Annotated in this window: 15 protein-coding genes; 9 read left to right on the top strand and 6 right to left on the bottom strand. The window is 42.4% G+C overall.

The features are described 5' to 3' along the window. Nucleotides 1-2 precede the first annotated feature (2 nt). Both apcD and ABM313_RS18665 read right to left on the bottom strand, forming a co-directional pair. Nucleotides 3-488 carry an allophycocyanin subunit alpha-B gene (gene apcD, locus ABM313_RS18670; RefSeq protein ID WP_434688526.1) on the bottom strand — a complete coding sequence of 162 codons (486 nt, stop codon included), beginning with the start codon at nt 486-488 and terminating at the stop codon, nt 3-5. A 302-nt stretch (nt 489-790) separates the two neighbouring features. Next, the gene (locus tag ABM313_RS18665; RefSeq protein ID WP_434684646.1) at nt 791-3,100 is read right to left on the bottom strand and encodes a transglutaminase TgpA family protein; all 2,310 of its coding nucleotides are present in this window, start codon (nt 3,098-3,100) and stop codon (nt 791-793) included. Between the two features lie 335 nt (nt 3,101-3,435). Between ABM313_RS18665 and tnpC the strand changes: the two genes are divergently transcribed. Further along, a complete protein-coding gene (gene tnpC, locus ABM313_RS18660; protein WP_434684645.1) occupies nt 3,436-4,791 on the top strand; it encodes an IS66 family transposase in 1,356 nt (451 codons plus the stop codon). An 80-nt stretch (nt 4,792-4,871) separates the two neighbouring features. On the opposite strand, the gene ABM313_RS18655 is transcribed toward tnpC, so the two are convergent. Genes ABM313_RS18655 through ABM313_RS18645 form a run of 3 tightly spaced genes read right to left on the bottom strand, consistent with a single transcriptional unit; the run spans nt 4,872 to nt 7,249 of the window. Beyond that, nucleotides 4,872-5,447: a hypothetical protein gene (locus tag ABM313_RS18655; protein WP_434684644.1), complete on the bottom strand. Its 576-nt coding sequence runs from the start codon at nt 5,445-5,447 to the stop codon at nt 4,872-4,874. Continuing rightward, nucleotides 5,437-6,030, bottom strand: coding sequence for an ABC transporter permease (locus ABM313_RS18650; RefSeq protein WP_434684643.1), 594 nt, complete (start codon nt 6,028-6,030; stop codon nt 5,437-5,439). The genes ABM313_RS18655 and ABM313_RS18650 overlap by 11 nt, the downstream gene beginning before the upstream one ends. Further along, nucleotides 6,023-7,249 carry a hypothetical protein gene (locus ABM313_RS18645; RefSeq protein WP_434684642.1) on the bottom strand — a complete coding sequence of 409 codons (1,227 nt, stop codon included), beginning with the start codon at nt 7,247-7,249 and terminating at the stop codon, nt 6,023-6,025. Before ABM313_RS18645 ends, ABM313_RS18650 begins: the two co-directional genes overlap by 8 nt. A 148-nt stretch (nt 7,250-7,397) precedes the next feature. Here ABM313_RS18645 and purL point away from each other — a divergent pair, with 148 nt between their 5' ends. From purL to ABM313_RS18605, 8 genes are all read left to right on the top strand, one after another. Then, entirely contained in the window at nt 7,398-9,722 is a 2,325-nt protein-coding gene (gene purL, locus ABM313_RS18640; RefSeq protein WP_434688524.1) for a phosphoribosylformylglycinamidine synthase subunit PurL, read from the top strand. A 189-nt stretch (nt 9,723-9,911) separates the two neighbouring features. Continuing rightward, nucleotides 9,912-10,646, top strand: coding sequence for a hypothetical protein (locus ABM313_RS18635; protein WP_434684641.1), 735 nt, complete (start codon nt 9,912-9,914; stop codon nt 10,644-10,646). 330 nt (nt 10,647-10,976) lie between these two features. Then, nucleotides 10,977-12,812 (top strand): NAD(P)H-quinone oxidoreductase subunit F, encoded by a 1,836-nt coding sequence (locus ABM313_RS18630; protein ID WP_434684640.1) that lies wholly within the window; start codon nt 10,977-10,979, stop codon nt 12,810-12,812. 13 nt (nt 12,813-12,825) lie between these two features. Next, complete coding sequence (locus ABM313_RS18625; RefSeq protein ID WP_434684639.1) at nt 12,826-14,364, top strand: NADH-quinone oxidoreductase subunit M; 1,539 nt, start codon at nt 12,826-12,828, stop codon at nt 14,362-14,364. Beyond that, a complete protein-coding gene (locus ABM313_RS18620; RefSeq protein ID WP_434684638.1) occupies nt 14,361-14,957 on the top strand; it encodes a Uma2 family endonuclease in 597 nt (198 codons plus the stop codon). Before ABM313_RS18625 ends, ABM313_RS18620 begins: the two co-directional genes overlap by 4 nt. 18 nt (nt 14,958-14,975) lie before the next feature. Next, entirely contained in the window at nt 14,976-16,292 is a 1,317-nt protein-coding gene (locus ABM313_RS18615) for a CO2 hydration protein (protein ID WP_434684637.1), read from the top strand. Nucleotides 16,293-16,472: 180 nt separating this feature from the next. After that, nucleotides 16,473-16,925: a fasciclin domain-containing protein gene (locus ABM313_RS18610; protein ID WP_434684636.1), complete on the top strand. Its 453-nt coding sequence runs from the start codon at nt 16,473-16,475 to the stop codon at nt 16,923-16,925. Between the two features lie 163 nt (nt 16,926-17,088). Further along, nucleotides 17,089-19,908, top strand: coding sequence for a cyclic nucleotide-binding domain-containing protein (locus ABM313_RS18605; RefSeq protein ID WP_434688522.1), 2,820 nt, complete (start codon nt 17,089-17,091; stop codon nt 19,906-19,908). A 174-nt stretch (nt 19,909-20,082) separates the two neighbouring features. Here the strand turns inward: ABM313_RS18605 and ABM313_RS18600 are convergent, their stop codons facing one another. After that, entirely contained in the window at nt 20,083-20,619 is a 537-nt protein-coding gene (locus tag ABM313_RS18600) for a chemotaxis protein CheW (RefSeq protein ID WP_434684635.1), read from the bottom strand. Nucleotides 20,620-20,682 lie beyond the last annotated feature (63 nt).

Raw genomic sequence — 20,682 nt, 5'->3', positions numbered from 1 at the left:
TTCTAAGACATGGCTTGAATGATGTAGTCAAAATAAGGCTCAGTGGTAGCAGCATCGTCTTTGCTGAGTAAGGCTAGAGATGCATTCTTGAGGCAACGAACTGCATCAGCCATTCCGACTAGAGGAACACCGAGGGAGTTGTACATTTCACGGACACCAATGATGCCGATTTTTTCGATCGGATCTTTATCACCTGCCAAAACCCCATAGGTGGTGAGGCGGATGTACCATGTGAAGTCTCTCAGGCACTGGTTTCGTTGCTTTTGACCATAGGCATTACCACCTGGGGAGATGTAATCAGGATGAATTCTAAATAGTTCTTCGGTGGCTTTCTTGACGATCTTGTCTTCGCTTTCTGCCAAGGTTGTGGCAATGCGTACCCTTTGAGCGCCAGTGGCGAGAAAGTTTTGCACACTTTGTAACTCAGCAATGCTGGGATAACGGAGTTCTTCGTCGGCTCTTTCTAAAACTTGACTAACTACACTCATAATTAAAATAAAAAATTTAATATATTCGCCATCTAGTCTACCAAAAGCGGTGAATGCGCCAAGAATTTGTAATAAAATCACAAATCTTCATAATCAAAACCTAAAAGTACAGATGCGGTGCTTTGTGCCCTATCTCTACTTTTAGGTTAGGGCAAAAACTTGAAAGTGAGACGAAGCATCACTTTCAAGTTTTTGCTTTGGGGTTCCAGTCAGTGCAAAATCTGTATGAGCTATAGCAAAAGATGTCTATAAAAACCAGATTTAAAGTGCTTTTTGTCTTGAAGCAAGATATATCTGACCTGTTACATTTTGGCTTTTAGTTGCTTGAGCAGCATTTTTAGTTCTGTGGCTAGGTTATAGCCGATCGCCTGATCGCCATAGCGCCAATCTTGATAGATCTGCGTAATTTTGGCGATCGCCTCTGCTTGTTTTTCAGAAACGCGATTGTTGAGGCTAGCCACATATTCTTGGGGCGTTTGGTAAGACAATTTCGGTTTGCCCTGCTCTGATAGCCATTGCAACATTTGCTGATAAGTACGCTGCGGGATTGGCATTTTTTGTAAGCGTTGTACTTGCCACCACCAGATCGCCAATTGCCACAATGCCCATAAACCGATGCCAATGCCAAAGGCGATCGCTAAACCAAAGGCAATCCCAATCCAGCCCATCTCAATGAGCCAACTGATCACTCCACCCAAAAATTTACCGATACTTTCAAATAGGGCTGTAAAAAAGTTGGTGACTGAACTAGGTAAAAATTGGGCGATCCAACTCCAAAAGGTCTGGATCACGCCAAAGGTGCGATTGTTCTCCAGTGATGGGGGAAACAGAGGACGATTGGGTACAGGATCAAATGGAATCCAACCATAGACAGGGAAGTAAACTTCTACCAAGGATTGGGTATCAATGTTCTGTACCTCATATAGCCCTGTAAATGGATTGAATTTTCCTGGGGCAAAACCAACCACATAGCGAGTAGGAATCCCCAGAGATCGCAACATGACCGCCATCGTCGAGATAAAATGACTCTCTTCACCACCACCCTGCTCAATAAACTGAGATACGAGATCGCCTTTAGAATCATCAAATTTCAGAGGTTTAATGACGTAGTTTTGCTTAACACTGCGGGCGATCTGTACCACCACATCGTAGGCATTATCCAAAGTGATCGGCTTGCCATCTTTGTCTTTGGCATTATTCACTAGACTAATAGCTTGATTACGGACTTCAGGCGATAAATTGGCGGGAACTTGTAAATAATAATTACGAATTGAGCTTGGGTATTGATTGGGCATTTGTCGTAATTGTTGGACATCACGAGCCACCACATTGGAAATTACCGTATAGGTAAGGTCTTCAGGCAAAGGACCCGGTCCGCGAATCATTCCCTCTGGATCGATATCTAGCTCTTCACTAGGAAAAAAGATCTGTCTTGGCACAGATGCGGCAGGTACAAGGTTAGGAAAATTTGGTGAGGTAATGGTATAGGTTTGGACTACATCTTGACTCTCAACGGGTTGGAGTTGTTTTTTGATACCAATAGATGCATGGGGCGGTTGAGCGACAAAAAACTCGTAAGTAAAGGGGTTACGCCGAACAGTGCGAATTTGTTTGGGGTCATTGCGCGAAATTCGCCAGCCCTTGCCTGTAAATTCGTCATACGCCATTACGCGCCAGAATAGTTCAGCTTGCGATCGCACACGCATTACTAATTCAGGTTGACGCTGCTTACTTTGCTGAGAACCAGAAACTGTATCAATTTCAGGTGCAAATAATGGAGGCAAGGTTTCTAAATCGTTATTGTTTCCTGTTCCTCCAGTGCCATTGGGGCTAGTGCCATTGCCAGATTGTTGTTGATTTTGTTGTTGTCTCGTTAAGATGTCACCTCTAGGTACATCTCTTTGGACGGAAAGATTGACACTTACGGGAAAGTTGCGTAGCTGAAAACCTGGAAGGCGAGGTAAAAATGCAAAAATTGTTAAGCCTAAAACTAAAACGATCGCGAGTAGTCCCGATAAAGGCAATAGAGAAATCCCCATTTTATCTGGCTGAAAACTTTTGGTGGGAACGCCTAAACGCGATCGGTGATCAAGCAATAAAATTGGAATCCCTAACAATAAAAAAGCAATTAACCATAGTGCAAACACCATCGTTTGACTGAGGGTCGCGGCTAGAGCCATCAGGATTAATCCGATCACAATCGAATATCCCAAGTCTTTGCGACGGGGTAGGTCAAAGCTATGCAAAACCTGCAACTGGATCAACAGTCGTGCTAGTAGCAATCTAGTCTCATCGGCATTTCGTACCAGATCGCGTAGAAATACAACCAACATCGCAATCATGGCGATCGCAATGAATAGTTTTACAATTACATTGCGTTTGCGCCTTGCGTACCATGCCCAGACTCCTGCGATCGCGCTAAGAGGGATTGCCCAAGCACTATTCCCTGAACTCGCGACGGAGTCCATAGCCCCAATACTAATAAACACAAAGATTTGGACTAGTACCCGCAACGGAATCGAATCTTCAACTCCCGCGATCGTAAATTCTGAAGCCTTTCGCAGTTTGTCAAATGCACCGATCTTGGACCGGGGTTGCTGAATCGTATCCATATGGCTCTGAAGTTAGGGATTATTTGCTTCTAAATAACTAGTATAAAACTAGTGTAATCAGTACTAAGCTCGATCTATAGCAATCCTAAATGGTTTGAGAGAGTGAGCCCCTTCGGGGCTCACTCTCTCAAACCATTTAATCTCATAAATAACCTGATGGCACAAGTACAAGAATTTTTAAAATGGAAAATGGCTCTATTTCTCTATTTAATGACTCTATTTACATTTATTAGAACGGTACTTCAGGACTACCTCTTGATGCTTTTTATGATAAAAATGGTAATAGCTCAACGTAGGAAAATTGACAAAGGGGCAAAAGCTGATAAATTAAAGAAATGAAAGAACTACCCAACCTAAAAGAACTAACAGACGAGGCAAAAGAAGCCTTGATAGTTAAGTTATGGGAAGAACTACAAAAACTACAGAAGCAGTTAGAAAAGAAACCAAAGAAGACTTCAAAGAACTCAAGTTTGCCACCAGCCAAAGGATTTAAAGCGGAAATCAATAATCCAGAAGAAACAGAAGGCAAACGAGCAGGAAGTATAGGAAGAGATGGAGGAGGTCGTCAACTGAGTGAAAATCCAGACCAAACGCTCAAAGCAACTGTAAAAAGTTGTGCAGAATGTGGGAAAGAGATCGCTGAATCAATGCAGGTATTACTGGAACGATACGACAAGATCGATATACCACCAATCAAGCCCATCGTTACCAGAATCGAAAGGTATGGATGCAAGTGTGAGCATTGTGGACAGGAACAAATCGCAGCATTACCCGTAGGACTTGAAGTAGGAAGTCCCTTTGGAGAAAGAATAGCTGCCCTAGTGACAACGATGAGATACAGTCACGGTATAAGCTATGGAAGAATGCAGCAAATGCTGAGTGAAGTATTTGGCTTAGAGATATCAGAAGGAGGTATCGCCAATCTCTTAACAAGGGTGAAAGGACAACTAGAGTCGGAGGTGACAGGAATACTCCAAGCCCTAAAAACATCTCGTCTAGTATGCAGTGACGAAACCAGAGCAAGGGTAAACGGTAAAAATCAATGGGAATGGGTATTTCAGAACGAACAAGTATGTTTTCATATCATCCGACCGTCTAGAGGCGCAGATGTCATCGCCGAAGTGATGGCAGAGCATCAACCAGAGGTGTGGGTATCAGATTTGTTTAGCGCCCAAAAGACCAATCCAGCGACAGAATGGCAAGTTTGTCTTGCCCATCAACTCAGAGATTGTCAGTATGGAATTGATGCAGGAGACCAGATTTTCTCTGGCAGGATGAAAAAGCTGCTGCTACGAGCTTTGGTGCTGCGAAGGCGATGGTCGGATTTAGCTGACTCTACTCGTTATCAATATCGATGTCGATTGTATCGAGACCTCGACAATATTTTAGCTCTGTTACCTACTCAAGAAGATGGACTTAGATTACAGAAGCGATATCTAGAATTACGAGAAAACTTATTTCTGTTTTTGGATGACCACACCATCCCGCCAACTAATAACTCTAGCGAACAGGCTTTACGTTGGAGTGTCATTTTTAGAAAAGTTACGAATGGTTTTCGCTCCGATTGGGGGCGTGACTTATTTGCGGCTGTTCGTTCCATTGTCAATACTGGAAAAAGACAAGGCTTTTCTGCTTTTGAGTCCATTCTTATCGCTTTGAATCCTCTCAAATCATTGTTTTCTATAGGTTGAGCAATTACTAAAAATGTTAGATTAATAGCTGCTGAGAGCAATCATAAAGCTATCTCAATCGCAGCAAAATTTTGAGTGTTTTAAGAAGCACGTGGTTTGTCACGAATTTCCATACCATATAAAAACATATGAAGAATTTCTAGAGGTGACATAGGCGGACTATGAACCATGATGTCACCATTGTTGGGATGAAGATGAAATCGTAACTCTCGTACATCATTTCTATGATCTGGGGAATTAAGGTCAATTCTTAGAAAAGAATCTGCAATTTCTCCTTCTCTTTTAGGAAACCTAATTTCAAAAGCAAAACTTAGAATTTGAGCAGGTTTACATCTTTCATCAATAGTGATCGCAAAATCAAACCAGCGTCCATTATGAAGTTTAAAATGTGGAATATTGGGATCTCTTTTAAAATTGCGCTTAGAATCTTCGCCACCACCTGTAATTATGTATCCTTGCTTACTATTATTGATTTTAAGTAATTTATGAATCTCGCTTAGATTTTCACTCAATATTTTTTCATTGCTAGCATCATTCAAACATTTAAAAATTTTCTTCCTTAATTTCTCTGCACTTTCTACTTCCAGCAGTGTCTGATTTAAAGAACGCTCTTGGATTTCTTTACAGAACTTTTCCCAATTATTTTTACCTTTCAAGCAAGTCACCTCGATCAAGCAAAATTAGCCACTCTCCATATTCTGGATCGGTTGGTAGTTGACGATTTTCTGCTAAAGCTATTATCTCTTCATTGGTTTGACCAGACCATTCTTGTAATGCAGACAAGCGTTGCTCACATTCTTCAGGAGTTAGTACATTTGCTTTGTTATCTAAATAATATAATCGTGAACCGACGAAGCTAACAAAATGAGGAGCATTACTAAACATTAAATGACTTGCTTGATCGGAAAGTACAACTAAGCCTCCATTTGTATTTTTATCTAATTGAGTTCTAAAAGCATCAAAAATTTTCCATTCGTTATTATCCCAAGAGTCAAGTTGATGTAGTAGGAAGTATTCTTGAGGTGCTTCTTGAATACATTTAACTAGATTTCTTGCTCCAGATTCTCCTGCAATAGTTACTGTTTCACATTCACTAAAAATCTCAACACTATCTTGTAATTCATCAATTGTTGATTGTATGTCATCAGGCGTAGCGACTAGAACCATCCAACTATTACTATCTGGTGGGCGCAACTCAATTTTTTGCAATAATTCATCTACAGAAGATAGTTTATCCATTAGCAAATCCATTAGTAAATTCTCTCATATTAATTTTATTTTGGATAAATAGAATTAAAGTCGGATGAATAGCAAAACGTTGGCGAGGATATTCATATTCTAATATATGCCCTGTGAGCATTAGTTCAAAATCTTCAGAAGTTCTAGGAAAAAATGATTTTTCAGTTGCAACTTTAATAAGAGTATCTATATTCAAATCAGTTAAACCAATTGTTTTTGAACGTTGCATAGATATAATTGCTTGCTCTGCATGTTGCTCCATAACTAGAGACGAGCCATCCATATATGCCTCTTCAATAGCTGCTTGACTAAGAGACATTAAATCTCGTAATACTCCTCCAGAATTAAATATCAATAATTCTCTTGCATCTTTATTGATAAGGCTTTCAGAATCTCTAACCTCAAAAATCTGCGCGAAAAATTGCTGCGCTTCAGAATCTTTTAATAGATCCAAATATGGTAAAAAATAGAAATTTTCTGTGTTTTTGACAATATGGACTCTCTCTGTATATAGAGTTACAATTGAGCCTACGAGAATAGCTCCAAGCCCATATTTGTTAATTTCAATTACGTCATCAAGAGTAGGTTTAATAAATATTTTGGATTCCCTTAATCTATCTAGACTATCGAAAAGAAATACAACTTGTTTTGTTGTCCTTTCATTAGCAATTTCACTTACCTTTATAAAAGCTTGTAAAACTGAACTTCTATTTTCTCGCTTCTCAGTAGTAGTATATGCTTGGGGGTATCCTTTATTTAGTACTTCCGCTAAACCTCCAGTAAATTTTGGTTGATGATGCGTAATAATCTCGCTATTTCCATATAATAATCCTTCAAATATTCTTTTGGAATTATGTATCTCAGAAGTATTGTAGCCTTGTAATGTTTTTATTAATTCAAGTCCAGCGATCGCAATTAAAGCCCCAGACTGAAGATCGGAAATATCCGTAACAAGACTAACATCAACATAAATAGCTTTAATATCTTCTAACTCATCTAAAGCTTGTTGCGTTAATAATAACTGTGTTGTTTTTCCCGATCCAATACCACCAAATAACAAATGCACTGAAGAAGGTCGGAGAGCAATTTTACTAGTAATAACTCCTACAGGATTATTAGGCAAGTTGACATAAAATCCTCGCTCGACAGCGCGTTGAGGGTTAGAAGTACCTTCAAAAGCTGACATTAGTTTGCGGAAAAATTTCAGGCGATCGGACATGATATTTTTCAACTTAATTGCGAGTTAGTGTTTCCATCTTAACGGATGAACCAAAATCTGCAAAGAAGCCGACTATCGCACCACAGCAAAAAATAGGGTGTTGCGATAAGATGATTATTGCAAGTAAATGATTGTCCCAGATCTAACCATGACCGCCAATACCACACCCAAATTTTCCGCAGCCGAAATTAAATCTGAGGGCTTGACTCTTGATGAATATCAGATGATTTGCGATCGCCTTGGTCGTGAACCTAACAAAGCCGAATTGGGGATGTTTGGTGTGATGTGGTCAGAGCATTGCTGCTACAAAAATTCGCGTCCGTTACTTAAGCAATTTCCCACTACAGGCGATCGCATTCTCGTTGGACCAGGAGAAAATGCAGGTGTGGTCAAAATCACCGATGATATTGCCATCAGTTTCAAAATCGAAAGTCATAACCGTCCTTCGGCAGTGGAGCCATACCAAGGCGCGGCAACAGGTGTCGGCGGCATTTTACGCGATATTTTTACGATGGGAGCGCGTCCCGTCGCTATTTTGAATTCACTGCGATTTGGCGAATTGTCTGATCCTTGGGTGCGTAGTCGTGTCAATGGCATTGTCAATGGCATTGCAGGTTATGGCAACTGTATCGGCGTTCCTACGGTTGGCGGTGAGGTCTATTTTGATAAGGCATATAACCGTAATCCCCTCGTCAACGCCATGGCGATCGGCATTATGGAAACCAAGGAAATCGTTAAGTCTGGAGCTTCAGGCACTGGTAATCCTGTGATCTATGTTGGCTCTACTACAGGACGAGATGGGATGAAGGGAGCGAGTTTTGCTAGTACTGAGATTTCGGACAAGTCGGAGCAGAGCCGTTCGGCGGTACAAGTCGGCGATCCCTTTTTAGAAAAATCCCTAGTAGAAGCTTGTTTGGAAGCATTCAAAACAGGTGCAGTTGTCGCAGCTCAAGATATGGGTGCGGCAGGGTTGACCTGTTCCACTTCTGAAATGGCAGCTAAAGGTGGTGTGGGTGTAGTTCTCGATCTAGACAAAATTCCTGCCAGAGAAACAGGAATGACTCCCTATGAATATCTGTTGTCAGAATCACAGGAAAGAATGCTCTTTGTGGCGCATAAGGGAAGAGAACAGGAACTTATTGATATTTTTGAGCGTTGGGGACTTCATGCGGTTGTTGCTGGAGAAGTTTTAGCGGAACCGATTGTGCGAATTCTTTGGCATGGGGAAGTTGCTGCGGAAATCCCCGCCACAGCACTCGCTGACAATACTCCCATCTATCATCGTCAGCTTGCAGATACTCCCGAATATGCTCAGAAAGCTTGGGCTTGGGAGGAGAAAGCTGCGATCGCTGCTTTTAAATCTATTTCTCCCAATGATGCTCTTTTGCAATTACTTGACACTCCTGTGATTGCCTCTAAATCATGGGTCTATCGTCAATATGATCACCAAGTTCAAAATAATACGGTGATCTTTCCTGGGGGAGCCGATGCAGCGGTGATTCGTTTACGTAGCCAAGGCTTTGGAGTTGGCGAATTGGGAGCATCCCAAGCTCAAATTGATTCTCTTGTCGGTGTCGCGGCTACAGTTGATTGTAATGCTCGTTATGTTTATCTTGACCCTTATGAAGGTGCAAAACTCGCAGTTGCTGAAGCGGCGCGTAATCTGTCTTGCGTTGGCTCTGAACCTCTATCTGTCACCGACAATTTGAATTTTGGCAGTCCTGAAAATGCGATCGGTTATTGGCAACTTCACGAAGCTTGTCGCGGAATTGCTGATGCTTGTCGCGAGTTGTCAACTCCTGTGACTGGTGGCAATGTCTCACTCTACAACGAAACCATTGACTCCGAAGGTAATGCCCAACCAATTTATCCTACACCTGTAATTGGCATGGTGGGCTTAGTTGAAGATGTCACTAAGGTTTGTGGTCAGGGTTGGCAATCTGTGGGTGATGCGATTTATCTACTCGGTAGCGATCGCGCGAGTCTAGCTGGTTCAGAATATCTTGCTTCAGTCATTGGTGAAGTGACAGGTCGCCCGCAACCCGTTGATTTTGACCTAGAACGTAAAGTGCAATTCGCTTGTCGTCGAGGCATTACCCAAGGATTAGTAAAGTCGGCTCATGATTGTGCTGAAGGTGGTCTAGCCGTGGCGATCGCCGAATCAAGTATCTCTGGCAAACTCACGGCGCAAATTCAACTCGCTAATCCTGAAGGTCACCATCTCACTCAAGTTCTCTTTGGTGAAGGCGCGAGTCGAATTGTTGTTTCTGTCAAAGATAGCGATCGCACCGCATGGGAAACCTATCTCACCAATCAGTTAGGCAACAATTGGCAACATATCGGCATTGTAAGTGATGCAGATCAGAACTTAGAGATTGTGGTGGGTAAAGAGAAAGCGATCGCGGTATCCCTAGCGCAAATTACCAAAAACTTTAATGAGGCAATTCCTAAGCGCATGGGACATACCTTGTAAAAATTACAAACCCAAAAGCCCTTTAAAAAGCTTGGCTTCGCAAGCTTTTTAAAGGGCTTTTGGGTTTTGATGGGAAATTGCTGTAGTGATAAATTGCTGTAGTGATTAAGGTGATCGCGATTGGAACAAAACTAAATTACAGTTAGTCATATCTAGATAGAACTCTATTGGCATCCCCAAGAGGCATTTATGAGCGCTAAACACATTTCAAAATTAGCAGCTATTTCATCTGCAAGCATAGTAGTCAGCATTGCAGCAACTTCTTTATTGATGGCAAGCCCAAGCTCTGCGGCTCCGCGTTATCGATCGCAAGCTAGATATCAATCACAGGTCACGCAACCCCGATTTGCTAATCCTCAACCTTCACAAACCAAATCTCCTAATCAAGTTGCTCAAGTGTTTCGCTCGACCTTGAGTTTGCCTGCTGGTCAAACAATCGCCACTAAAATCAATCGCCAAGACACACTCTATATCAACAAGGGAGAAACTGTTAATGCAAGTCTGCTAGTTGCCCAAGACATCGCAGCAAACAATGGGACGGTCTTGATTCCTGCGGGGGCAGTGATCGAGGGACAGTTCGTGCCTGCTGAGGGAGGTTCTAGGTTTATCGCTCAAAGATTTACCAGTCGAGGTGCAACTGTCAGACTTCAAGCTGAATCAGCTTTAATTAATGACATGAAAGATCCCCGTGAAACTGGTGCAGGCGCAATTTTGACCGATGCTGGGATTGGTGGAGCCGCAGGTGCAGTCCTTGGTGGAGTGTTACGTGGCAATGTGCAGATCATTGATATTCTTGGTGGTGCGGCGGCTTCCGTGCTAGTTGGTAATGTGACAGCACCGCAGGTGACAGTAATTGAACCAAATACAGTGATCAATGTCGTGACTAAACAAACGATTACGTTTGCTGTTAGGGATGATTACTAATTTCTATAGCAAGAGCTTAGGCAAAGAGAAAGGCGGTGCTTTACACCGCCTTTCTCTTTGCCTAAGCCCAAACAAGATATTTATTAACAGTGTTGCGAAACAACACTGTTAATAAATATCTTGTGATTCGGTTGCTCGGTAATCGCAGTAAAACCCAGACCCAGTAAGAGTTCTCAAAACATAAAACGGCAACGCCGTTTTATGTTTTGGTATAGTTGCTTATAATATACATAGATAAATATTGATGATACTACCTATTTTCATTTAGATCTATCTCTGCAATAATCATAGAAATTTAACTATGATTTTTAGCAAATAGATAGATATATCATGATAAATAACTGGCTGGACACGATCTGGCTGATACCCTGCTATTCCCTGATAGGAGCGATGCTATCGATCATCTGGTTTCCCAGTATTACTCGTAAAACTGGACCAAGACCAGCAGGCTACATCAATATCTCCATGACCCTATGCTCTTTGGTTCATGCGATCGCCGCTTTGACTGTAGTTTGGGGACAGCCAGCACAATTGTTATCTTTTCCTTGGCTAGAGGTAGGAGGATTAAACTTCACCATTGATTTACAGATCTCAGAAATCACGGTTGGAGCGATCGTCCTAGTTACTGCGATTAATCTAATGGCGGGGATCTACGCCGTTGGCTACATGGAAATGGACTGGGGCTGGGGAAGATTTTATGCGCTGCTAGCACTTTTTGAGGCAGGCATGTGTTCCCTTGTTCTATGTGACTCTTTATTCTTCAGCTATGTCGTTCTAGAAATTTTGACCCTCGGCACTTACCTACTTGTGGGCATATGGTACAACCAATCATTAGTAGTAACAGGAGCACGAGATGCTTTCTTAACAAAGCGAGTTGGTGACTTATTTCTTTTAATCGGAGTTGTCGGCTTGCTGCCTTTGACTGGCACTTGGAATTTTAGCGAACTGACAGAATGGGCTAAAACTTCAGATGTCAGTCCCACTGCGATTACTTTAGTCACCCTAGCACTGATGGTCGGTCCTATGGGCAAATGCGCTCAATTCCCCTTACATCTTTGGTTAGATGAAGCGATGGAAGGACCTTTACCCAGTACGGTTTTGCGTAATTCGGTTGTGGTTGCTACAGGTGCTTGGGTATTAGTGAAATTGCAACCACTTTTGGCATTATCACCCCTGACTCAACAGGCTGTAATTGCTGTTGGTGCAGCTACAGCTTTGGGAGCGACTCTTATCGCGATCGCCCAAATAGATGTGAAGCGATCTCTGTCCTATTTAACCAGCGCATTTATGGGATTGATATTTATTTCCGTTGGTGCTGGTGAAACCCATAGTGCTTATACCTTGATCTTTTCCCATGCCTTAGCGATCGCCTTGCTCCTCATGTCCGTGGGCAGCATTATTTCTAATAATGTTAGTCAAGACCTGAGATTATTGGGAGGACTATGGAGTCGTCGCCCAGTATCGGGACTCTGCTTTTTAGTTGGGGCGATCGGCTTGATTGGCTTACCTCCATTGGGCGGATTTTGGGCGATGGTTGATTTGATTTCTCATCTTTGGGACAAGAATCCTGCACTGGCAGAATTAATTTTGGTAATTAATGGCTTGATTGCTTTTAGTCTCATGCGCGTGTTTGGGCTGATTTGGGGAGGGCGACCCAAGCAGATGACCGAGCGATCTGTAGAACCTCTATGGCTAATCGTTTTGCCAATGACAATCATGGCAGGAATCGTCCTTCATGTTCCCCAGATGCTCACTGCTTGGGGAGTGATCACCGATTGGAATTTACTCTTCAGTCCCAACGCTCTGTTGCTGTTGAGTTCCAGTGTGGCAGGTTTAGCCACAGGTGGATATCTCTATCTTAACGAGCAAGTACCTAAGCCTGTGATTTTACCTTGGCAGAGTTTACAAAGCTTCTTTGCCAATGACTTCTATACGCCCAAACTTTATAAGGTGACGATTGTGGGCTTAGTTGATGGTGTGTCAAAAGGAATGTACTGGTTCGATCGCTTTTTTGTTGATGGCGTAGGTAATTTCTTTGGATTAGCGACGCTATTTAGTGGTCAAAATCTGCGTTACAGCACCTTTGGTCAGTTACAGCTTTATACCTTAACGATCATGGTTGGTATTGGCGTTCTACTTTTACTGCTATTTAATCGAACTCTTTAATCTGGAAAAAACTATGCTTAGTGCTTTAATTTGGCTACCAGTGATTGGGGCTTTAGTGATCGCCTTGCTGCCAAAATCTCTATCAAATAAAGGATCGGCGATCGTTACCTCGGCAATCCTGATTCTTGATTTCTTGCTGTTGCGTCAATTTGACATTGGCAGTTCTGCATTTCAACTATCCGAAAATCTACCTTGGCTCGAAAATCTTGGCTTAAACTATAGCCTTGGAGTAGATGGTCTATCACTACCTCTAGTAGTACTCAATGGCTTAATCACTTGGTTGGTAATTTGTTTTTGCGAAAAACAGATCACCGAACGCAAGCAACTATTTGATGTTTTAATTCTGCTAATTCATGCAGGTGTCAGTGGCGCAATTCTCTCAACTAATACTCTCCTATTTGTTCTATTTTATGAAATTGAACTAATCCCTCTTTATCTTGTAATTGCTGCTTGGGGAGGTACACAACGCAGTTATGCAGCGATGAAGTTCCTAATCTTTACCGCAATTTCAGGAATACTCATTTTAGTTGGCTTTCTTGCTTTAGGTTGGCTTTCTGCTAATCCAACGCCAGTTTTTGACTATGAGACATTGCGAAATCTATCATTACCCATTGAAATACAAGTAACGCTCTTAGTAGTATTACTATTAGGTTTCACCATCAAAGCTCCCTTTGTCCCCTTCCACACATGGCTACCCGATGCTTATGTAGAATCAACTACCCCAACGGTAATGATGCTCGGTGGTATTGTCGCGAAATTAGGAACCTATGGCTTATTCCGCTTTTGTGTTGGTTTGTTTCCTGACGCTTGGGCTTTACTATCGCCTTGGGTTGCGGTTTGGGCAGGTTTAGGGATTCTCTATGGGGCAATGGTGGCGATCGCGCAAAAAGACATCAAGCGCATGGTTGCCTATAGTTCGATTGGACATATGAGCTATATTCTCCTTGCGGCGGCGGCAGCTACACCCCTCAGCATGGTCGGTGGCATCATCCAAATGGTCAGTCATGGTTTGGTACTGGCGCTACTGTTCTATTTAGTTGGTGTAATTGAAGAGAAAGTTGGCACAAGGGATTTAGATGTTCTCAATGGTTTACTTAATCCGATCCGTGGATTACCTACTACTAGTGCCTTACTAATTTTGGGAGGCATGGCTAGCGCAGGTATTCCTGGTCTAGTTGGGTTTATCTCCGAATTTCTAATTTTCCAAGGAACCTTTAGTAAGTTCCCCATTCCCACGATCTTCTCAATTATCGGTACTGGACTCACGGCGGTATATTTTGTGATTTTGCTCAATCGTACCTGCTTTGGTAAGTTGGATAACCATACTGCTTACTATCCCAAGGTCAGTGGATTGGAACAGTTGCCAGCTTTGATCTTGACAGCTTTGATCGTTGTTTTAGGTGTTCAGCCATCTTGGTTAGTCCGTTGGAGTGAAACCAGTGCCACCCAAATCATCGCTCGCGTTCCTGACTCATCTCTCTTAGCTAATGAAAACAGCAAATACTCAACCTATGAGAAAATATCCTTAGCTTTTAGGAGAGATCCAAGATGATTGCCGTACCTCAAAACTATTTCTCTGCCAATGACTACTTGCAATGGGAAGAAAAGCAAGAAGAAAAGCATGAATATGTCAATGGCATGATCTATGCGATGGCTGGAGCTAGTGAGGATCACATCGGTATCACAACTAATTTAACTGTGATCATTTCCAATCATTTACGTGGTAAAGATTGCAAGCGGTTTCCTTCAGACATGCGGTTAAACATTGCTTCAAAAAATATTTACTACTACCCCGATCTTCTAGTTACTTGTGATGAGCGCGATCGCTTCAATAAAAAGCAAAAAAATTATCCTTGTCTCATTATTGAGGTGCTATCGGAATCCACAGAATCAAAAGATCGAGGTGTAAAGTTTGCCCACTATCAAACCCTGCAATCATTACAGGAATATGTATTGATTAGCCAATGGGAGCAGCGAGTAGAAATATTTCGCCGTAGTGAGAAGTTCTGGGTACTGCAAACCTATACCACAGGAGAATTGATCGAATTACAAACTATAAACCTCCAGATTTCGATTGATGCAATTTATGAAGATGTCAATTTATTAGAAGCAAGTCCAGAAGAAATTTTAGAAACCTCCATTTAGATAAAAAGGTAATCAACGATGACAGCTACTTTAACGGAACCAGCAACAAAACTACCACCTTCTACACATCCCTATGCAGAGGTAATCCATCGTTTAGAGGCAGGTGGCTCTATGCTCCCTGATACGCCCGAAAACCTAATGCAGATTATTGGGCTTTACAAGGCTTATGCCGTACCCATGGATTTCTATTGGCGGGATTTGCTATACATAGCTGAGCAAGTATTTTTAGAACCACTTCCTGCTTTTAAATATTTTCTGCCACAAGAATATTTAGACTTGCATAATCACTATGCTGGCGATGATGCGGATCTGCGGATTTGGCGTGGCATAGCAACTGCCCATCCAGAATTACTGGAATTTATGGAAAAGGGAGAACTCAAGGCTAAACTTCCCAAAATATTCCATCATCTGTACCACGATCGCATCAATATGGAGTTTGCCGAAGAATGTATGCGAGCGATGCTGTGGCATCGTGGCATGGGTGGGGAATTGGAAGCATATATGGATTCAGATGAATACAAGCAGAATGCCGATCGCGCTATTCGTGCTTTCTTTAAAAAGAATCCGATCATGCTAGGACTCTATAAACTGTTCCCTGATCTGTTTATGGAACAATGCCGTCAATCCACTATGACCTCAGTCTTAGGACTATTCTGGGAAATCATGGCTCCTGTCTTCTTTGAGATGTCAGATATCTACGATGAGGGAGGATTTAAGGGTGTTCCCGATGCGATGGACTTTTTAGTAAATGGCATCTTTGCGATCGCGGGTCGTCCTATTTACCACCGTGTGCAGATTGATGGAGAATGGCTTGATATCGTCCCAAAATCCAAGGGATTTACTTGGCTTTATGAGGCGGCTTTTCCCTATGTAGAGGCTGTGTTCTACCGTACTTCCCCTTTCCGTGGTACGAAGTCCTATAATGCCCAAGCCCATGAAATTCCTGACGATCAGAATGATTTCCACTATGGAATTTTATATGCTGATAAGTTTCCCGTCGGTTCCGCAGGTATTCCGCCCACATTGCTGCATCAAGACATGTATCATTTCTTGCCGCAATATTTGGTGGACTATTACAAACAACATTGTCGCGGTGAAGATGACATGTTAATTCAGTTAGCTGTCAGTTTTCAGCGATCGATGTACAACGTTACTTCGGCTGTAATTCAGGCGGGAAGAGCGGCGTTGCTTTATCCTTTAGATGATCCTAACCCTAAACATCTCTTGGCAAATCGCCATTATTTTGAAGGACAACTGAATCGCTTCTGTAATCCTAAATATGGCATGGATAAGGCTGCGAGAATAGGGATGGTTCAGGATCAGAACTATCGGTAAGAATTCAAATGAAGCCTGCTGCTAGCATGGCAGGGCAACCATGGGGGGATTGCCCCTAACTGAGCAATTTGAATTCTGTAGGGGCTGTGCCCCCGTGCCAGCTCTACACTTACATGATTGCAGGAATTCCATCAACGTAACATCAGTTATTAAAAAGAAACCAAGAAAAAGGAATTACATATGTCTACAATTGTTGATATAGCTGTTAGTAACGATGCATTCTCCACACTCGTTACTGCCGTCTCTGCGGCGAGCTTAGTGGAAGCATTACAAAGTCCAGGACCTTTCACGGTGTTTGCACCGACTAACGATGCCTTCGCCAAATTACCTGCTGGCACAATTACCACCCTAGTCCAAAATATTCCTCAACTCGCAAGAATTTTGACCTTTCACGTTGTTGCTGGCAAGTATAAGAAAGAAGATTTAATCGGGATAAAATCTTTAACTTCTTTGGAAGGTACACAAATTGATATAGATATTTCTGAGGAAAGCTTTGAGGCAAACAATGCCACGGTCATTGCTGCTGATATCGAAGCTGAAAATGGCATAATTCATGTAATTGATACTGTGATGTTGATGCGTCCCCACTGGTTTTATCCAATTATGGAATCTGGCAGAGTCGGAGTAGTGTAAGCCCCAAAAGATCAATTAAACAAACCCACAGAACTTCTAAGAAAGTGTGGCAGTGTGACGCTTTCTTAGAAGTTCTAGATTTGGGTTTAAGCACTAAGTATTGAAGAAACTAAGTCAGTCAGGATTTGGCGTTCTGTTACTAATTCTTTATCAAAAACTATTTATGTTTTCACGGCTATCTGAACAACGAATGCATTGGATTCGTTGGATCTTAACGATCGCATGGTTATTAATCGTTGCGTCATTATTTTACGATCCTTGGACTCCTCAATTTACAGTCCCCAACCATCCTTGGAGTCCATTGAGGTTAACTGATAGTTGTATTTCTGTACAAGGGAATTGCTTAGTAGAACAGCCCTATGCCCTTGGTACGACTGTATTCTGGGGTGCGGTTGTCCCTGCGGCGATTTTCATTTTGTTAGTATTTGGACATGAGGCATGGCGGCGGATTTGTCCACTCTCCTTTTTATCGCAAATTCCTCGCGCCTTGGGTTGGCAGCGTCAATTTAAACGCGAAAATGCCAAAACAGGTAAGGTTCGCTATGAATTAGCCAAGGTCAAGCCTGACTCATGGCTAGGAAAAAATTACCCCTATGTACAGTTTGGTTGGCTATTTATAGGGCTATGCGGCAGGATTTTATTTTTTAATGCCGATCGCTTAATTCTCGCTCTATGGATCTTGACCACCATTGCCGCTGCGATCGCAGTGGGCTATCTCTATGGTGGCAAATCTTGGTGCAATTACTTCTGTCCGATGGCTCCTGTACAGCGTGTTTACAGTGAGCCGGGGGGACTATTTAGCAGCAACGCCCATACTAGCGATCAGTTGATTACGCAGTCAATGTGTCGGACAGTACTGCCCGATGGCAAGGAGCAAAGTGCTTGTGTTGCTTGCCAAAATCCTTGTATTGATATTGATTCTGAGCGGGTATATTGGGACAGTTTGAGCAAGCCTGAAGAATCCTTTATCCGCTATGGCTATGTGGGCTTAGTGGTGGGCTATTTTGTCTATTACTATCTCTATGCAGGGAATTGGGAATATTACTTCTCTGGGGCATGGGCTAGACAAACTGACCAGTTAGCCACCTTATTTAGTGCAGGTTTCTATCTATTTGGACAGCCAATTAATATTCCTAAACTAATTGCAGTACCTTTGACCCTCGGTAGTTTTACGGTGATCGGGTACTTCTTGGGTCGGTGGATTGAAAAGCGGCTCAGGATTTACAGTGGCGATCGCCATCTCAAGTTATCTAGAGAAATCATTCGGCATCGTCTATTTACACTTTGCACTTTTAGCATTTTCAATTTCTTCTTTATTTTTGGCGGTCGTCCGTTAGTCGCTTTGATGCCACTTTGGTGGCAATATATCTATGATTTGGGATTAGTTCTGCTCAGTACACTGTGGGTGTATAAAACTTGGCAGCGTAGCCCCGACCTCTATTCACGAGAGAATTTAGCTAGCCGCTTCCGTAAGCAACTAGAGAAGTTGCAACTTAATGTTTCCCAGTTTTTAGAAGGGCGATCGCTCAGCGATTTGAATACCCATGAAGTTTATATTTTGGCAAAGGTCTTGCCTAGCTTCACTAGAGAAAAGCGCCACACTGCCTATAAAGGAGTGGTGCGCGAAGCCTTGGAGGAAGGATATGTCGATTCCTCCAGTAGTTTAGAAGTTTTGCAACAATTACGTCAGGAACTTGGAATTACTGATGATGAACACCGTGAAGTCTTAGAAGAATTAGGCATTGAAGATCCGCAATTGCTGAATCCTGATCATAAGCGGAGTTTGGAAAATCAAATTCGTTTGACGGGCTATCGCAAATCAATGGAGCGATTGATGCTATTGCAAAAGCAACAGTTTGATAGCTCTTCTGATACTTTACTTGAGCAGAACTCAGCTCAAGTGCGAGCCTTACGTCGCCAGTATGCGATTAATCCGCAGGAAGAAGCTTGGATTTTGGATGGCATTTCCCCCGAATCAGGAAACTTGCGTAGAGCCGAGTTTTTAGTCGCTCAGTTGCCATCTTTGATTTTCTCCTATCGATCGCTGCACCAACCGATCATTCAAGAACATCAGACTGTGCTGAGACTTTTGTGGGATAGCATTACTCACAAAAAGGAATTAATCGTGCGGACTATTTTAGGGACTCTGGAGACTTTCCCAAATGATGCCGATGCGATCGCCGTTGCTCAACATTTGGGACAATTAGCGCCAGCAGTTTTGGTGGAAGCCTTAGAATCTGAGAGATGGAGCAATCGCTTATCTCCAGAGATCCTGCAATATTTACTTCCATCGCAGGGACAAGCAACTGTCTGCCAGCTCGATTATTCGATTGAAGAGATTTTGCGATCGCTAGAGCCTTTACTGGATGATCAAAATCCTTTGATGCAAGCTGCTTGCTTGTATATCACCGCCCAACTTAATCTTGAGAAAAGCAAGGCGATCGCTCGTAATTACAGTCTGCAAACTTCCAGCTTAGTGCAAGAGACGGCTAAGATTGTACTCTCGCTGTCCGAGAGTTCCCCGCCGCTCACAGCATTTCCGATGTTAGAGAAAGTAGCGCATCTCTTTAATAGCGATTTCTTCCATCGGATGCATGGTGAAACGTTGGTAGGGCTTGCTGATCGTGCTGAGATCAGATCCTTTACGACGAATGAGGTGATTACGGAAGCAGGTGATACTTGTCGTGAGTTGTTACTGGTAATCTCTGGCTCAGCGAAGATTAATTTCTATTCGCAGGGTGAGGTAGTGCGTGTTGAGCATCTCAAGTCTGGACAAACCCTAGATGAACTAGAGGTTTTAGCCCACAGTGATTCTCAAAATACAATCATCGCTGAAAGTGAGGTTACGCGAATTTTGGCGGTTCCTGTGGATGCCTTTGATGCTTTTCTAGATCGCGATCGCGATTTTGCCCGTCGTGTTCTCGAACTAGAAAGCCGTCAATTGCAAAAATTTATGCGATCGTTCCAGACCAATACCAATTAAAAAGTGTGACGACACTTTTTTAACGTGAGTTCGATGTAGCCATTTGCGGCGTGCTTTGCACGCCGCAAATGGCGAAAAATAGTAAGATTTTTCAAGTTAAGAAAGGGCTTAGCCCTTTCTTAACTTAAAGAATAGATGAAGGTGGCGCGAAGCGCCACCTTCATCTATTTAGACTTATTTCTCCAATAGTTGAGGCTTTTTCTTTTGCTTCACCGTACTGGAAATAAGGCGATCGCCGTCAATCACAAATAGTGAAGGGAGACCCTCCGTAGGAAGAGTCATCGAACTAATAAAGTCAGCTTTCCAGCGTTGGCTATAGGTAGGCGGTAGCGACACAATTTGATCTTGTGAAACTCTTTGAAGTGCAGGTTGGGAATTACTAAGTATGCCAATTAAATCTTCATTTTGATTATGCACAATAATCAAAGATGGTTTTGAAGCCACGATCGCCCCATTAACAACTAACTGAGGGATATTATCTACTTTTCCCTTAGTTGAACCAAATAGTATTTTCCCAAGATCGACTATCGGCACATTTTGTCCTAAAAATGTAATTTTGGGAATATGTTTTTCAAGGGGAATTACCCGATAAATAGACTCGATCGGGAGAATAAACCAAGCAAGACGTAAGCGAAATGCAACATATTGCTTACCAATATCAGGACGAAGTTCTGAAAGTCGTTGCGATCGTAGAGAAGAAATGGCTGGCATAATTTGGTAATTGGTAATTGGTAATTGGCAATTGGTAATTGGGGATTGTGGGGATTAATTATT

Source organism: Pseudanabaena minima str. Chao 2107, from assembly GCF_051131155.1.
Lineage (GTDB): Bacteria > Cyanobacteriota > Cyanobacteriia > Pseudanabaenales > Pseudanabaenaceae > Pseudanabaena > Pseudanabaena minima.
The sequence above is the reverse complement of the archived record's forward strand: the minus strand, read 5'-3'. Positions and strand labels throughout refer to the sequence as shown.

What these genes read in the sequence shown, in the direction of transcription:
- apcD (WP_434688526.1), bottom strand. Translation starts at nt 488, where the DNA reads ATGAGTGTAGTTAGTCAAGTTTTAGAAAGAGCCGACGAAGAACTCCGT.
- ABM313_RS18665 (WP_434684646.1), bottom strand. Translation starts at nt 3,100, where the DNA reads ATGGATACGATTCAGCAACCCCGGTCCAAGATCGGTGCATTTGACAAA.
- tnpC (WP_434684645.1), top strand. Translation starts at nt 3,436, where the DNA reads ATGAAAGAACTACCCAACCTAAAAGAACTAACAGACGAGGCAAAAGAA.
- ABM313_RS18650 (WP_434684643.1), bottom strand. Translation starts at nt 6,030, where the DNA reads ATGGATAAACTATCTTCTGTAGATGAATTATTGCAAAAAATTGAGTTG.
- ABM313_RS18645 (WP_434684642.1), bottom strand. Translation starts at nt 7,249, where the DNA reads ATGTCCGATCGCCTGAAATTTTTCCGCAAACTAATGTCAGCTTTTGAA.
- purL (WP_434688524.1), top strand. Translation starts at nt 7,398, where the DNA reads ATGACCGCCAATACCACACCCAAATTTTCCGCAGCCGAAATTAAATCT.
- ABM313_RS18635 (WP_434684641.1), top strand. Translation starts at nt 9,912, where the DNA reads ATGAGCGCTAAACACATTTCAAAATTAGCAGCTATTTCATCTGCAAGC.
- ABM313_RS18630 (WP_434684640.1), top strand. Translation starts at nt 10,977, where the DNA reads ATGATAAATAACTGGCTGGACACGATCTGGCTGATACCCTGCTATTCC.
- ABM313_RS18625 (WP_434684639.1), top strand. Translation starts at nt 12,826, where the DNA reads ATGCTTAGTGCTTTAATTTGGCTACCAGTGATTGGGGCTTTAGTGATC.
- ABM313_RS18620 (WP_434684638.1), top strand. Translation starts at nt 14,361, where the DNA reads ATGATTGCCGTACCTCAAAACTATTTCTCTGCCAATGACTACTTGCAA.
- ABM313_RS18615 (WP_434684637.1), top strand. Translation starts at nt 14,976, where the DNA reads ATGACAGCTACTTTAACGGAACCAGCAACAAAACTACCACCTTCTACA.
- ABM313_RS18610 (WP_434684636.1), top strand. Translation starts at nt 16,473, where the DNA reads ATGTCTACAATTGTTGATATAGCTGTTAGTAACGATGCATTCTCCACA.
- ABM313_RS18605 (WP_434688522.1), top strand. Translation starts at nt 17,089, where the DNA reads ATGTTTTCACGGCTATCTGAACAACGAATGCATTGGATTCGTTGGATC.
- ABM313_RS18600 (WP_434684635.1), bottom strand. Translation starts at nt 20,619, where the DNA reads ATGCCAGCCATTTCTTCTCTACGATCGCAACGACTTTCAGAACTTCGT.